Source organism: Mesorhizobium sp. BAC0120 (genome assembly GCF_033542235.1).
Taxonomy (GTDB): domain Bacteria; phylum Pseudomonadota; class Alphaproteobacteria; order Rhizobiales; family Rhizobiaceae; genus JAWRCU01.
On the sequence record NZ_JAWRCU010000008.1, the window covers coordinates 140,427 to 155,615 of the forward strand.

A 15,189-nucleotide genomic window follows, 5' to 3' on the forward strand; every position below is an offset into this window, starting at 1 on the left:
CTTACAGGTACTGGGCAGCGTCAACCGGCGTGCGCGCCTCCTGCGGCGCTTCGAAGAACGGCGGCGGCACCGAGACGCCGGCGAGACCGACCAGCAGCGGCCCGGGGAATATCTGCATCGCGTTCCGTAGTTCGCCGACGGCGGTGTTGTAGAAGCGCCGCGCCGCGGCGATGTTGGTCTCCACCTCCTGGTAGCCGCGCTGCGCCTCGATCATCGGCCCGTCCGACTTCAGCGCCGGATAGTTCTCGGCGCGTGCGAACAGCATGGCCATGCCCTGATCCAGCCGGCCTTCCGCCGCGAAGCGCTCGGCAGCCTGGGCCGGTCCCTTCCCGTTGGCCCTGCTCATGGCGTCCGCCCGCAGCGCGGTGATCTCCTCCAGAAGCGTCTTCTCGTGCTCCATGAAACGGCGCGCCACGACGAGCAGGTTGGGAATGAGGTCGTGGCGCTGCTTGAGCTGCACGTCGATTCCGGCCAGCGCCTCGGCCACACGGTTGCGCCGGGCCACGATGGTCGCGTACCAGGCATAGAGGATGAGAACGACCGCGCCGGCAGCGGTCCACCAAAACAGGCTCATTTGTTCCCCCTTCGCCGCCGGGCAATCGGTTGTCCGTCGACACATGGCGCAGGCATACGCTGCGCAATAGAGGCTATAGCTTGGAAATTCGTGCTGCAAAACCAAGAATGATAGCAGGATGAATGACTCCACTTCCACTCATGCTGCTCTAACGGTACTCGAAAATCGAACGGAAGATGCCGGGCGCAATGGCCGACAGCGGGTTGATCTGAAGGTTCGGCCTGTCGGCATCGCCGCTTAGCCTGAAGGTGACCCCTATCAGGCCTCGGTCGCGGCCGTTGCCGAGGATCATGCCGACCACCGGCAACTCGCCAAAGATGCGGTTGAGGCCATAGGCCGGCATGAAGGTACCGGTCATGTCCATGTTTCCCGCCTTGTCGTAAAGCGTCCCCTGGAAAGTCGAGCCGATCAGCGGGCCTCGCAGGACACCATTCTGCAGCTGCAGGGCGTCATCGCTTTTGGCGATGGTGGCGAAGCCTCGCTCGAACGTGACGCGCGACGTATCGATTTCGCGCTTCACGGCTTCGTTGAGGCTGCGGCCGCCTTCGGCTGGCGCGCTCGACACCAACGAACCCAGCTTCGGCTCGTCGACCACCTCGAAATTCGAGGTGTCCACCTGGCCGGTCAACGTCCCGTCGGCCGGCCCTGACAGCGCGAATTTGATGTTGCCGCCGACCATATGCTCGTAAATGTCCATGAAACGCAGCAGGGCGCCGGCGTCGGCGGAACGCATATCCATGGAGCGCATGCCGCTTTTGGTTTGGTCCCGCATTGAAACGGCAGCACCGGACGATGTTGTGCCGGAGAAATTGGCGACGCTGACCGTCGAACCGGTACCTGTGTAGCTTAGTGCGACATCCGATAGCGTCTCGCCATGAAAGCCGCTCACGCGAGCGACCTTTGCCTGGAGGGAAATCGGTCGGCTGCCGCCGAAGCTACCGCCGCCCTCCTTCATGTCTTTCAGCATCTTGATGATCGAGCGAGCATCGAGCGCATCGCCAACGATTTTGATATCGAAGCCCTTGCGGTTTCGGTCGATCGACACGCGCGCATCATCACCCCTGTTGAGCTTGACCGAGCCCAGCCTGGCGCTGGAAAGCGCGCCATCGACTACGGTGAGATCACCACTGATCGCGAAGGATTTTCCGGCGAGCTTGAAATTTTGGAGCTTGGTTGCGCTGTCCGTGGCGAGCAGTGAGAACTCCACGGCGGCATCAATTCCAGGCCCCTTGCTCCAGCCGACCCAAGGCAGTTCGAGTCTGGCGTCCGTAAGGTCAGCTTTGACCGCCTTGCTTCCACCTTCGCCGGAGGTGAACGACACCTTGATCGGGCCCTGGACGAGCGTACCAATGCCAGGCGCGATTTCCTCGCGCGCGTCATCGTCGAGCACGATCGAGACATCGCGGCTCGGCTTCGGTCCGTCAGGCCTGAGTGGCTCGATCATGCTGATCTCGGCCGGTGCGTCATTGAGCCGGGCCTTCGTCTTGATCACGGCCTTCCGTGGATCGAGCGTGATGTTGCCGTTCGCCTCACTGACCAATTGGTCTTCGATCGGCTTCGACAGCGCCAGGTCCTTGAAGTCGAGCGACACCAGCCATTTCAGCTGTCTTGTGTCGATGCCTCCTGAAAGGGGAATTTGCGTGCTGACATGGCCCGAGATGGCGCCGGAAAACTCGTCAGCAGACATGCCGGTGCGACTCAGCCCGTCGATTGGCTCGTAGGAGGCAAGCTGGGCCACCGAGGATGCATCACCGGCAACATCGATCTCGAGCTGGCCGATGACAGGCAGCTTGTAAGCATCACGCACCGTGAGAATGCCGTTCCTTGCGGATACGCCTTCTCCATCGGGCAGATAGATCGTGCCGGAAGCAAGCGTCACATCGACGTCGTTGCCGCGAAAATCGATCGCGCCGACTGCGTCACGCATCGGCGGAACGTCGCCGGTGATATCGAACCGGGCGCCCGAAATCTCGACATGGCCGAACACTTCGTCGGCGGAAAGCGGAATACCGTTGCCGAGACGGCCGGGCGGCACGCGAAACCCAACTTTGGCATTGGTGACACGGCCGCCGAACAAATTGTTCATCGCCCAGTTTCGCGCGGTTTCGGCCGCAGTGAACGGCCACAGCTGCTTGAAGTCGCTGATCGACATTTCAGGCACGGTCACGGAAAGATCGACGCCTGGTGGCTTGCCTGCAACGAAATCGACGGCGCCCTGCACATGCAGCGCGCCGCTGCCGGTGCGAAGATCCACATTGGGCAGGCTGAGCCGCCCGGCTGCCGGTTCGAACGCGCCAGCAAGCATTACTGAAAATTCCATCGCTGGCTCAGGCGAGCCAGCCGGAGCGGAGGTCGAGTTGTTGCTCGCCAGTTCGAAGCGATAGGCAGGCGGCTCGCCATCGGTGACGGGCCGTGGTCCAACTGGGCCGTAAAGCACATAGTTTGATCGGTCCTGCCGGATCGCGAGCTTCTCGATTCTCACCTTGTTTTCGCCCGCGGTGATCGAGGCTGCGAAGTCCACCTCGCCCTCGAGATAATGCCGTCGGTCGATCGCGAAGGTGGACCGGCCGATCGATCCGGACGCCTTGAGCTTGGAGGGCATGTCGATTGCGCCCTCTTCGCCGGTCAGGCTGAAGTCGACGGGTCCTAGCACGTCAACGGCGCGCGGATCTGCCTGTGTGTTGGCGGTGCCGGCACGGCCGGCGGCCTTGATCGACGGCTCTGCATTTTCGTCCGCACCGTCCGCCGGGCCTTCTGCGCTGACTTGCAGCTCCAAGGCGCTGATGCGCTTCGTCTTCGGATCACGTATTGCACTGCCGTCGACTGCCACCGCCCGCCCGTCGACCTCGAGGTCTGCGGTGAAGTGCATTTCGGAATCGCCGCTTTGCGCAAGCTGCGCTTCATCGATCCTCAGGCCGCCGATCACCATACCCGGAGCGAGCATGAATTCGACATTGTCGAGCTCGATCGACCTGGTCGATCCGACGCTGAAAGCGTCGTAGAGCCGGTGCGCGGCCTCGAACACGACCGACGCTACAAGATCGGGATCGATCAGCCCGTCGGAGTTCCTAATCGGCGCCACCAAGTCCGACGAGCCGCCGGAACCAAGGGCCCCGACAAAGATACGCGCGTCTCTGATGCGGGCACTGCCAAGCTGGACGCTGCCGGACAGGAGCGGGACAGGACGCAGGCCGAAGTCGATCGAACCTGCCTCGATCAGGGGGAGCCCTCCCTGCCTTGTCCGCAAGCTCACATCGGGAACATTGACTGCAAGCAGCAGGGATCGGTCGATCGAGATGCGGGCCGGACCGAGTGCGGCATCCACCTCGACACCGGTAAGATTCTTGAGCGCGGCTTCGGCCTCGTCACCGAGCTCTTCCGTGCTGATGCCCGTCGTGGCAAGCAGATAGGCTGACAGTCCGATCACCAGGACGAGCGACGTGAGCAGCGTCGCGGCAGTCGCAAAGCCACGCAACAGCCAGCGTCTCACGCGGCCTCGGCGCATCAGATGGCCATGACCTTTCGCCGACGGGAAGGCGCTCAGCTCGCTTATCTCATCGCGGCGGAACCGGATCTTCTGGTGTTTTGGTAGCTTTAGATCCAACGCTTGTCCGTTTGTGCCACGCCCGGCATCGAAAGCATCCCGCGTTCCAGTCTGGACGAATCCCTCCCCGCGGCACTATATCCCGAGACCCGCCCGCTCGCCTCATGACTGCAAACAAGGGCACAGATATGACTGAGCTCGCAGTAGGACAAAAAGCTCCCGAATTCGAACTGCCAGGAAATGGTGGTGGCGTATTGAGGCTTTCCGATTTCGCAGGCAAGCCCGTTGTGCTCTATTTCTATCCCCAGGATGACACCGAAGCCTGCACCGCCGAAGCAATCGACTTCTCCACCCTCAAGCCTGAATTCACGAAGCTCGGCGCCATGGTTATTGGCGTATCGCCGGACAGCCCCCGCAAACACGACAAGTTCAAGAAGAAGTACTCCCTCGCGCAGGACCTTGCTGCCGACGAGGAGCTGAAGACGCTCAACGCCTATGGCGTTTGGGCCGAAAAGACGATGTTCGGCCGCAAGTATATGGGCGTGGTCCGTACGACTTTCCTAATCGACCGCGACGGCCGCATAGCCCACATCTGGGAAAAAGTGCGCGTGCGCGGCCACGCGCAAAAGGTCCTCGAGGCCGTTCAGTCGTTGTAATTCGCGACGGGATCCCTCCCCCGAACACAACCGCCATTTTAGAGTCGCGAGCGTTTCGGCTGGTCTGCCAGGCCGCTCATCTCGTTGTCCAGAGATAGGTTCTTTTGAAAGCGGTCGCGCCTTTTGGGGTCCGAACCGCTAAACCCACACGCGCAATGTTCGCATGTGAAAAGCTTTGTTAACCCTAACAATGTGTAATCAGGCTCTCGGTCCCTGGGGCATGGGAACAGACATCCGTGAGAGCATCTGGTCGGTCAGCGGTATTCGGCAGGCGCAAGGAGCCTCACACTGTCATCATTGCCCGTGGTGACCAGATTCGCCATTTTACGGTGAGGCCCTGGCTCGCCGCGCTCGCCGGTTCGGCATTTTTCTCGATCGCGATCGGTTACCTCCTCGCAACATCCTATCTTGTACTGCGTGATGATCTGATTGGCGCCAACCTTGCCCGCCAGGCACGTATGCAGCAGGCCTATGAAGACCGCATTTCAGCATTGCGGGCACAGGTGGATCGCATCACCAGCCGTCAGCTCCTCGATCAGCAGTTGATGGAAAACAAGGTTAGCGAGCTACTTGAAAGGCAGACGCAGCTCTCGGCCCGCCATGGCCGGCTGGGCTCGGTTCTCGACCGCGCGGCGACGGAGCTCCCCGAAGACGCGCCGGCGCCCGTGGGCAAGCCGGATCTACGCGCAGCAATCAACGCCTTCGCACCCGTCAAGACGGCAAATGCTGCCTCTCAGCCGTTTTCAGCTTGGGCCACCCGCAATGATCTGGCCATGGATGATTCTTCGGCCGACCATGCGGACAGGCTCTTTGTCGCCATCAACCAGTCGCTGCGGAGCATCGAAAAGGAACAGCTGGACCGAGTCACCGCGCTCGCCGCCAACGCGTATGACACTGCCGACAAGATAGCGGACGCGCTCGAAGCGGCGGGACTTCCGGTCGACAGCGAATACGGCAAGCAAGGCATCGGCGGCCCGTTGATCGCCGTCGATTCGGCAACCGCTTTCGACACCAAGGTGAAGGAGCTCGACGAGGCCCTCGACCAGCTCGACGCGCTGAAGAAGGAGGCGCGTGCTTATCCCATCGCCAACCCCGCGCCCGGAGAGCCGATCACCAGCGGTTTCGGCGTGCGCAAGGATCCTCTGCTCGGCACGCTTGCGTTGCATTCGGGCATCGACTTCAGGTCGGCCATCGGGTCGCCCGCCCGCGCGACGGCACCCGGGATCGTGAGCAGCGCCGGCTGGAACGGAGGCTACGGCCGCATGGTCGAGGTCGATCACGGCAACGGCTTCTCGACCAGATATGGACATTTGAGTCGCATCGAAGTGAAGGTCGGCGACCGTGTCGCACGCGGCAGCGTGCTGGGCGAAACGGGTACCAGCGGCCGCTCTACCGGACCTCACCTCCACTACGAGGTGCGACGCGACGGCGACGCTATTGACCCGCTCAGTTTCCTGAAAGCCGGAATGACGGTCGGCAAGCTGCTCTGAAGAACCTCGTCGCTCCGAGGGCGCTCTCGCCGGCACACGTCGCGCGCTGCAAGGCGCGACGTCAATCGATGTCGGCAACCTGCGCCGTCACTCCGCCCTGGATGCGCTGCGACAGCGAGGCTTCCATGAATTCGTCGAGATCGCCGTCGAGCACGTCCGACGGGCTCGTGTTCTCGACGCCGGTCCGCAAATCCTTCACGAGCTGATAAGGCTGCAGAACATAGGACCTGATCTGGTGACCCCAACCGATGTCGGTCTTGGCGGCTTCGGTGGCATTCGCCTCCGCCTCGCGCTTTTTCAGCTCCTCTTCATAGAGCCTCGAACGCAACATCTCCCAAGCCTTGGCACGGTTCTTGTGCTGCGACCGCTCGGCCTGGCAAGCGACCGCGATGCCGGTCGGGATATGGGTGATTCGAACCGCGGAGTCGGTAGTGTTGACGTGCTGCCCACCCGCGCCGGAGGAGCGATAGGTGTCGATCCTCACCTCCGATTCCGGAATTTCGATCACGATAGAATCGTCGATGACCGGATAGACCCAGATGCTCGCAAACGAGGTGTGCCGGCGTGCGTTGCTGTCGTATGGCGAGATGCGGACCAGCCGATGCACCCCCGACTCGGTCTTCAGCCAGCCATAGGCGTTGTGCCCCTTGACGAGCAGCGTAGCGGACTTGATGCCGGCCTCTTCGCCATCGTGGATTTCCAGCACCTCGACCTTGAAGCCACGACGTTCGGCCCAACGCGTGTACATGCGAAGCAGCATCGAGGCCCAATCCTGGCTCTCGGTGCCGCCGGCTCCGGCGTGGATTTCGAGATAGGAATCGTTGGCGTCCGCTTCGCCCGAGAGCATGGTCTCGACCTGGCGTGCCTTGACTTCGCCCGACAACGAACGGATGGCAGCCTCGGCTTCGCCGACGACATCTTCGTCGCCCTCTTCTTCGCCAAGCTCGATCAGCCCGACATTGTCGTCGAGCGCGCGGGTCAGTCCCTCGATCGAGCGGATGCCGTCATCGAGGCTCTGGCGTTCGCGCATCAGCTTCTGCGCTTCCGTCGGGTCGTTCCACAGGGCGGAATCCTCCGCCCGCATGTTCAGGTATTCGAGACGCTTGACTGCCTGATCCCAGTCAAAGATGCCTCCTCAGCAGGGCGATCGCCTGCTTGATCTCATCGACGAGAATCTGGGTTTCCTGACGCATTCTGATCTTCGTTGTTGGCCCCGTCGGGGCGTTGAGTCGGCGCGGAACATAGGGATGGGCCCCGCCCCTGTAAAGAAAAATGGGGCAGGCCCAAAAGGCCTGCCTGCATGCGGCCATAATGTCTGCTGCTATCGCAGACAAGCTCGCCCGTTCGCAGCCCGTCAGTACAGGCCGCCGGCTCCCTGTGTGATGGCGCGGTTGGCCTGCGGTGAAATCGCGTCACCGCCGACACCCGTGCCGAGCTCGTCTCCCATGCCGATGACCCAATAGCTGTCAGCCGGCCCGGTGCCGGGCTTGAAGGCCTCCATGATGGTGCTCGGATCGCCCTCGTTGGCCCGCATGCCGGTCTTGCGATTGATTGCAATCACCTTCATGCCTTCCGGCATCCGGAAATCGACCACAGGCGTGCCTTCCAGTGCCTGGCGCATGAACTCTTTGAAGATAGGTGCAGCGAGCCCGCCGCCGGTCACGCCTTTGCCCAGCCCCTGCGGCTTGTCATAGCCGATATACAGGCCAGCGACGAGATTGGGTGTGAATCCGATGAACCAGGCATCCTTCTCATCGTTGGTGGTGCCGGTCTTGCCGGCGATCGGGCGGCCGAGCTCGGAGATCGTGACCGCCGTGCCGCGCTGAACAACGCCCTCCATCATCGACGTGATCTGGTAGGCGGTCATCGGGTCGAGCACCTGCTCGGCATTGTCGATGAGCTCCGGCTCCGCCTGATTGTCCCAGGCCGTCGCGACGCAGCCTTCGCAGCTGCGCTCATCATGCTTGAAAACGGTTTTTCCATAGCGGTCCTGGATGCGGTCGATCAGCGACGGCTTGATCTGGCGCCCGCCATTGGCCATCACCGAATAGGCGGAAACCATGCGCATCACGGTTGTCTCGCCGGCGCCCAGCGCATTGGCGATGAACGGATCCAGGTGGTCATAGACGCCGAAACGCTCGGCATATTCGGCGACCAGCTTCATGCCCATGTCATTGGCGAGCCGGACTGTCATCATGTTGCGCGAGCGCTCGATGCCGGTGCGAAGCGTCGATGGCCCGCCGCCCTTGCCGTCGTAGTTCTTCGGCGTCCAGGTCTCGTTGCCGATGTGAATGGTGATCGGCGCATCCATGACCACCGACGCCGGCGTGTAGCCGTTGTCGAGGGCTGCCGAATAGACGATCGGCTTGAAGGACGAGCCCGGCTGCCGATAGGCCTGTGTGGCACGATTGAACTCGGACTGCGAATAGGAGAAGCCGCCCACCATTGCCAGAACCCGGCCCGTATGCGGGTCCATCACCACCATCGCGCCGGACACTTCCGGCGGCTGGCGCAGGATATAGCTGCCGTCGTCCTTCTTTCCCGCGAACACGACATCGCCGGGATGCAGAACATCGGCCGGCGACTTGGCCTTGAGGAGCTTGCCGTCCTGCTTGTAGCGCATGGCCCAGCTCATATCCTCGGCCGAGATGGTGCCGGTCTCGCGTTTGTCGGTCACCTTGCCCGCCGCGTCGCGCGGCGGCTGGAAGCCTATCGACAGGCCCGAACCGGAGCTGTCGAGCACGACGGCCAGTCTCCATTCGGGCACGTCGTCGAGGCCCTTCACCGCGGCAAGCGCCTCGCCCCAATCGCCGGAGATATCGATCTTGGTATAGGGACCGCGATAGCCGCGCAGCGTGTCGAACTTGATCAGGCCGTTCTGCAACGACCTGCGCGCAATAAGCTGCAGCTTGGGATCGAGCGTCGTGCGTACCGAGAGCCCGCCCTCATAGAGAGCGTTTTCGCCATAGCGGGCCATGATCTCGCGTCGCACCTCCTCGGTAAAGTAGTCGCCGGCGAAGAGATAGCTGCCCTTGCGGCGTGCCTTGACCCCGAGTGGCTCGGCCTTGGCCTTCTCGCCTTCTTCCGGGTTCACATAGCCATTCGCCACCATCTGGTCGATCACCCAGTTGCGCCGACCGATCGCACGCTCCTCATGGCGGAACGGATGATAGTTGGACGGGGCTTTCGGCAAGGCTGCCAGATACGCCGCCTCGGCGACCGTCAATTCATTGACCGACTTGTCGAAGTAAGTGAGCGCCGCTCCGGCGACACCGTAAGCACCGAGGCCGAAATTGATCTCGTTGAGGTAGAGCTCGAGAATGCGATCCTTGGAGTAGGCCTGCTCGATGCGGAAGGCGAGAATCATCTCGCGGACCTTGCGGTCGATCGTCTGGTCGGCCGACAGCAGGAAATTCTTAGCCACCTGTTGGGTGATCGTCGAAGCGCCGACCGGACGTTTGCCTGCACCCATATTCTTGAAATTGGTGATGACCGCACGCGTGAGACCGACAATGTCGACGCCTGGATGGTTGTAGAAATTCTTGTCCTCGGCTGAGAGAAAGGCCGCCTTGACTCGGTCCGGCACCGCTTGGATCGGCAAGTAAAGACGACGCTCGCGCGCGAACTCGCCCATCAGCGAACCGTCGGAAGCATGGATGCGCGTCGTCACCGGCGGCTCGTATTTGGCAAGTACCTCGTAATTCGGGAGTTCTCTGGTGAGGTTGCCGAGATAGATGCCGACACCGGCAGCGACGAGCAATCCGAGTGTCGTGACGATGCCGAAGAAATAGCCGATGAGACGTATCATGCCCGCTCCAGTCTAAAGACCGGGAAAGCGGCGCCGGTGGCCGCTGCCGCGCCTGAGCGAAGCACTCCCGATCCCTATGGAAAAATTCTTGTCGCGCCGATATGGGCAAAATACGGCAGCACCAAGCTGCCAGATTCAATTTGCCCAATTAAACCACGGACTGTGGTTGAATTACAACGAGCAGTTAGCACGAGCCGCCTTAGCCGCCAGTAGCGGTTTTGGTCGCAGCGAAGGCGGCGATGGCGGAGGCGATGCGGTCTGCCGCCCTGGACCGCCAATCCGGGTCGCGCAGCTGCGTCTCGTCCTTGGGGTTGGATAGATAGCCAAGCTCGACCAGGACGGAAGGCACGTCGGGAGCTTTGAGCACCCTGAAGCCGGCTGAGCGATGCGGATGGTTGATGAGCTCCACGGCCGGCGAAAGCTCTTCCACCAATGCGCGCGCAAAGCGTACTGAAAACGTGTGCGTCTCACGCCGGATGAGGTCGACGAGAATGTCCGACACCTCGTGATTCTCCTGCTTGATATCGATGCCGGCAAGCGTATCCGAAAGGTTCTCCCGGTCGGCCGTCGCCTGGGCTTCCGCATCGGAGGCCTTGTCCGAAACGGTATAGACTGTGGCACCGCGAATGCCCTTGAGGCTGATGGTATCGGCATGAATCGAGATGAACAGGTCGGCCTCGTGCTGGCGCGCGATACGCACCCGCTCGTCGAGAGGAAGGAAAACATCAGTGTCGCGCGTCATGAAGACGTCGTATTTACCGGTCCCGGCGAGCTGCTTCTGAAGTTCCTGGGCAAATGACAGCGTGATCGCCTTTTCGACGGTACCGCTAGCGCCTTCGGCGCCGCCGTCGATCCCGCCGTGGCCCGCGTCTATGACGACGGTGAAGCGCTTGGCCGGAAGCGCGACAGGCTTGCCCAACCGGTCGCCCTTGTCGGTTGAAGCTGTAGTCAGCGACTGGTCGGCAAGGGCCTGGTCGAATTTGCGGTCCGACGCGGCCGAGATATCGGCAACGAGGCGGTATCCCTGGCCGCCCTCCTCCGGCATAACATCCACCTTGTCGACCGAAAACGGCCCCTTGGCCGTCAAGATCAGGCGCGACTTGCCCTGGTCCAGCGCGCCGAAGCGCACATTCTTGATAAGACCTCTCGGGCTCAGCGACGTCGGGTCGATCACGAAGCTTGTCTCGGGCAGATCGATGACCAGCCGGTGCGGCCCACGGAGCAGGAACCACTTCGGGTCGGGCTCGCGGTCGAAGTGCAGCACCACCCGCATTTCGGTGGCATTCCCAGCCATCTTGAAATCGGTCGCCCTGAGCGAAGAATCGGCTGCGACAGGGGCTGCGCTGGCGATCACCAGAACGAACAACCATATTAGACTGCGGATACGCTGTGCCGCTGCGGCATGCATGACCCTCGCTTTGCGAGCTACGAAGAGGGCCAAGGGCATGATCGACTGCCGCATCAAGTTATTCCGACTGCACAAAAGGGAAACCGGCACGAAGCGATGAAAGACTGGTAGCCGCTTATGGTTAACCAAGAATTTCGGCCACTTTCGGGTGCCAGCTCAGGCAATTTAGAGGCGTCGAAACAGGGTTGCCATGAAAGCAGCCAAATCATAAAAGCGGTTCCGGATCACTGCAATGCCCGGAACAGGCCCAAGCGCCGTTCGATGTTTGTGGAGGCGACGAAAGGCTGTTCGTTTCGCGACCCGATGCGGGCACAGGCGATCCTGGTAGATTTCTTCAAGGCTTTTCCGGTGACGCGGAAGCCTTGTGTGAGGAAAACGGTCGGACTGCAGTCCGTCCCGGCTCTCGACGAGCGAAAAGGCTGGTCCGGTAACTCGGACCTTGGTTGAAATGGTTCCGCTGGTTTTGAAAATGGATTCAAGCGCGAAATTGGACAGGCCGGAAAGGAGCCGCGCCATTTTGGCGGCGGTGGGCCTCATCCTCGCGCCACGCCAATTGCCGGCGGACGCAAGATGGTCCGGCTCCCGCAGCATGTCGATGCTCGGGCGAGGCAGAAATGCCCGCCCGGCCCGACCCGCGGAGACCGGGAGGAACATGAATAATGCCCAACAAAATGCTTATAGACGCCTCCCACCCGGAGGAAACGCGAGTTGTCGTCACACGCGGTAACCGCATCGAAGAGTTCGATTTCGAATCACAGGACAAGAAGCAGCTCAAAGGAAACATCTATCTGGCGCGCGTGACGCGCGTCGAACCCTCGCTTCAGGCCGCCTTTGTCGAATATGGCGGCAACCGCCACGGCTTCCTGGCATTCAGCGAAATTCACCCAGACTACTACCAGATTCCGGTAGCCGATCGTCAGGCGCTGTTGCGCGCCGAGGCCGAAGCCGCCGAGAGTGAAGACGACGAAGACGGCGAGACCGAGGATCGCGGTGAACGCAACCGTGGTCGGCGCCGCCGGCGTGGTGGCGGTCGCCATCGGGAGCGCGACGAACACCATGCGTCGGGCGAATCGGCTGAAGCCGGCGCCGAAAACGGAAAGGCCGAAGCAGCGGACGTCGAGACCGAGAGTTCGGCCTCGGCGGATGACGGCGCGGGTGGATCGTGGGAAGAAACCCGGCCTGAGATTGACGCGCAATCGCAGGCACCCGAAGCCGCTTCATCCGACACGGACGACGACGATCGTGTCGCCGATGCCGGCGACAGCGGTCCGGTGTCGGCCGCGCTCGACCCTGATGGGAGTGCTTCGGAAACATCGTCCGAATCCGCCGATCAGACTTCGATGGAGACCTTCGGAGACGCAGTCGCGGCAGACGGCCAGACCGACCCCGAAGCGCCGAAGCAGGACAGACCCGCTTCCATGGCTGCTGTGGTCGATGCCGACGTGATCTCAGAGGCGGTCAAGGATAGCGCTGCCGAGGAGGAGGACACCGCCTCCGACAATACCGCTGTCTCGGAAAGCGAAAGCGGCGGGGTCGTCGAAGTCGAAGAGATCCACCATTCGCATGCAGAGGACGGCGAAGTGGAATCCGTCGGCGCCGAAGACGCGCTCGATGAGATCCGCAATCGCCGCCGGCCGGTTCGCCGCAACTACAAGATCCAGGAGGTGATCAAGCGCCGTCAGATCCTTCTGGTTCAGGTCGTGAAGGAAGAGCGCGGCAACAAGGGCGCGGCGCTGACCACATATCTTTCGCTTGCCGGCCGCTACTCTGTGCTGATGCCGAATACGGCCCGCGGCGGCGGCATTTCACGCAAGATCACCAATGCTCAGGATCGCAAGCGGCTGAAGGAGGTCGTCGCCGATCTGGACGTGCCGCAAGGCATGGGCGTCATCCTGCGGACTGCCGGCGAGAGCCGGACCAAGGCCGAGATCAAGCGTGACTATGAATATTTGATGCGGCTCTGGGAGAATGTCCGCAGCCTGACGCTGCAATCGACCGCCCCTGCCCTCGTCTACGAGGAAGGCAGCCTCATCAAGCGCTCGGTTCGCGACCTCTACAACAAGGACATCGACGAGATCCTTGTCTCCGGCGAGGAGGGCTATCGCGAGGCCAAGGACTTCATGCGCATGCTGATGCCGAGCCACGCCAAGGTGGTTCAGCCTTACCGCGACACCATCCCGATCTTCGCCCGCAACGGCATCGAAGCGCAACTCGACAAGATGCTGCAACCGCAGGTGACGCTGAAATCGGGCGGCTACATCATCATCAACCAGACCGAGGCGCTGGTTTCGATCGACGTGAACTCGGGCCGCTCGACGAAGGAGCATTCGATCGAGGATACGGCGCTGCAGACCAACCTGGAGGCGGCGGAGGAGATAGCGCGGCAGCTTCGGCTACGCGACCTTGCCGGCCTGATCGTCATCGACTTCATCGACATGGAGGAGAACCGCAACAACCGCGCGGTCGAGAAACGACTGAAGGACTGCCTCAAGAACGATCGCGCACGCATCCAGGTCGGCCGCATCTCACATTTCGGCTTGCTGGAAATGTCGCGTCAGAGGATCCGCGCGAGCGTGCTCGAATCGACGATGAAGCCCTGTCCGCATTGCGGCGGCACCGGGCACGTACGCTCCGATTCATCGGTCGCGCTGCATGTCGTGCGCGCGATCGAAGAGTTCCTCCTCAAGGACTCGCGCCATCACATCACCTGCAAGACGCCTGCCGTGACGGCGCTTTACGTGCTCAACCACAAGCGCAGCACGCTGGTCGAGATGGAGCGTCGGTTCGGCGTCACGATCACGCTCGAGGCCGACGAGACGCTCGGTGCGCAGCCCTATGCGATCCTGCGCGGTGCCGTCGCCGAAAAGCCGGTGACGACGCAGGACCTGCAACCGATCCTGCCCGCACCGCTCGAAGATGAAGACGAGATCGAAGCAGACACAGTCGAAGCGGCTGAGACGGAAGCTGCTGACGCCCAGCAGCATGCCGAGCACGACGGCCATGGCGAGCATCGCGACCGCAAGCGGCGCAGACGCCGCCGGAAGCGCGGCGGGGATCGTGACGGCGAGCATGGCGCCGCGCATGGTGCGGAGCCAGTATCTTCCGACATGCATGCGGCCGAAGCCGATTTGGTTGAAGACCGCAGTGAGGAAAACGCTGAAGCGGACGAGTCCTCGGACGCGACCGATCATGCCGAGGGCGCACATAAGAAGCGCCGGCGCGGCAAGCGGGGCGGTCGGCGCAATCGCCACCATGAAGCCGCTGGCGAAGATACGGCCAACGAGGATTCGAGCTCTCACCGTGAGTCCGAGGACGATCTCCCTGAACCGGCCGGCGAAACCGAACCTTCAGCCTCCGCGACGGAGACCGAGCGTCCGCATGCCGCTGAAGAGGTCGGCGGCGCAGAGGCAGCCGAAGAAGGGGAGATGCAGGCTCCTGAACCACGCACGGAAAAGGCTGCCGAAGCGGCTGATGAACAGCAGGCGGTGAGCGCGGAGCAAGCTTGGCCGGAGCCTGTCACGACCGACGAAGAGGCTCCAGCGTCTGAATCCGATGAGGAAGAAGGCCCCATCCACCGGACACGCCGGCGGCCGGGCAGCGACGCTGCGCCCACCGAACCGGTCGTCGTCTCCTCGACAGGCTCCGAGGAAAGCCGCCCCAAGAAAGGCGGTTGGTGGCAGCGCAAGAGCTTCTTTTGATCAGCTCCTCA

General features: G+C 62.1%; 9 protein-coding genes. 3 read left to right on the forward strand and 6 right to left on the reverse strand.

Going from position 1 to position 15,189, the window contains the following annotated elements:
* Position 1: 1 nt before the first annotated feature.
* A complete protein-coding gene (locus SAZ10_RS19235) occupies positions 2-574 on the reverse strand; it encodes a LemA family protein (protein WP_318610967.1) in 573 nt (190 codons plus the stop codon).
* A gap of 148 nt (positions 575-722) precedes the next feature.
* Positions 723-4,064, reverse strand: coding sequence for a DUF3971 domain-containing protein (locus SAZ10_RS19240; protein WP_318610968.1), 3,342 nt, complete (start codon positions 4,062-4,064; stop codon positions 723-725).
* 242 nt (positions 4,065-4,306) lie between these two features.
* On the opposite strand from SAZ10_RS19240, the gene SAZ10_RS19245 reads away from it, so the two are divergent.
* Positions 4,307-4,774, forward strand: a complete 468-nt coding sequence (locus SAZ10_RS19245; protein WP_318610969.1) for a peroxiredoxin — start codon at positions 4,307-4,309, stop codon at positions 4,772-4,774.
* Positions 4,775-5,010: 236 nt separating this feature from the next.
* Positions 5,011-6,264 (forward strand): M23 family metallopeptidase, encoded by a 1,254-nt coding sequence (locus SAZ10_RS19250; RefSeq protein WP_318610970.1) that lies wholly within the window; start codon positions 5,011-5,013, stop codon positions 6,262-6,264.
* 61 nt (positions 6,265-6,325) lie between these two features.
* On the opposite strand, the gene prfB is transcribed toward SAZ10_RS19250, so the two are convergent.
* From prfB to SAZ10_RS19270, 4 genes are all read right to left on the reverse strand, one after another.
* Positions 6,326-7,457 (reverse strand): peptide chain release factor 2 gene (gene prfB, locus SAZ10_RS19255; protein ID WP_318610971.1). Its coding sequence is split into 2 segments (ribosomal slippage): positions 6,326-7,390 and positions 7,392-7,457, totalling 1,131 coding nucleotides; the frame shifts between segments, so codons are not numbered across the junction.
* Positions 7,458-7,618: 161 nt separating this feature from the next.
* The gene (locus SAZ10_RS19260; RefSeq protein WP_318610972.1) at positions 7,619-10,072 is read right to left on the reverse strand and encodes a penicillin-binding protein 1A; all 2,454 of its coding nucleotides are present in this window, start codon (positions 10,070-10,072) and stop codon (positions 7,619-7,621) included.
* A gap of 199 nt (positions 10,073-10,271) precedes the next feature.
* Positions 10,272-11,519, reverse strand: a complete 1,248-nt coding sequence (locus tag SAZ10_RS19265; protein WP_412535252.1) for an N-acetylmuramoyl-L-alanine amidase — start codon at positions 11,517-11,519, stop codon at positions 10,272-10,274.
* A 126-nt stretch (positions 11,520-11,645) separates the two neighbouring features.
* Positions 11,646-12,071 carry a hypothetical protein gene (locus tag SAZ10_RS19270; protein WP_318610973.1) on the reverse strand — a complete coding sequence of 142 codons (426 nt, stop codon included), beginning with the start codon at positions 12,069-12,071 and terminating at the stop codon, positions 11,646-11,648.
* A 68-nt stretch (positions 12,072-12,139) separates the two neighbouring features.
* On the opposite strand from SAZ10_RS19270, the gene SAZ10_RS19275 reads away from it, so the two are divergent.
* A complete protein-coding gene (locus SAZ10_RS19275; RefSeq protein WP_318610974.1) occupies positions 12,140-15,178 on the forward strand; it encodes an Rne/Rng family ribonuclease in 3,039 nt (1,012 codons plus the stop codon).
* Positions 15,179-15,189: the final 11 nt, after the last annotated feature.

Bases quoted from the DNA above. Each gene is read 5' to 3' on its own strand.
- SAZ10_RS19235 (WP_318610967.1), bottom strand. From the start codon at position 574: ATGAGCCTGTTTTGGTGGACCGCTGCCGGCGCGGTCGTTCTCATCCTC.
- SAZ10_RS19245 (WP_318610969.1), top strand. From the start codon at position 4,307: ATGACTGAGCTCGCAGTAGGACAAAAAGCTCCCGAATTCGAACTGCCA.
- SAZ10_RS19260 (WP_318610972.1), bottom strand. From the start codon at position 10,072: ATGATACGTCTCATCGGCTATTTCTTCGGCATCGTCACGACACTCGGA.
- SAZ10_RS19265 (WP_412535252.1), bottom strand. From the start codon at position 11,519: ATGCCCTTGGCCCTCTTCGTAGCTCGCAAAGCGAGGGTCATGCATGCC.
- SAZ10_RS19270 (WP_318610973.1), bottom strand. From the start codon at position 12,071: ATGCTGCGGGAGCCGGACCATCTTGCGTCCGCCGGCAATTGGCGTGGC.
- SAZ10_RS19275 (WP_318610974.1), top strand. From the start codon at position 12,140: ATGCCCAACAAAATGCTTATAGACGCCTCCCACCCGGAGGAAACGCGA.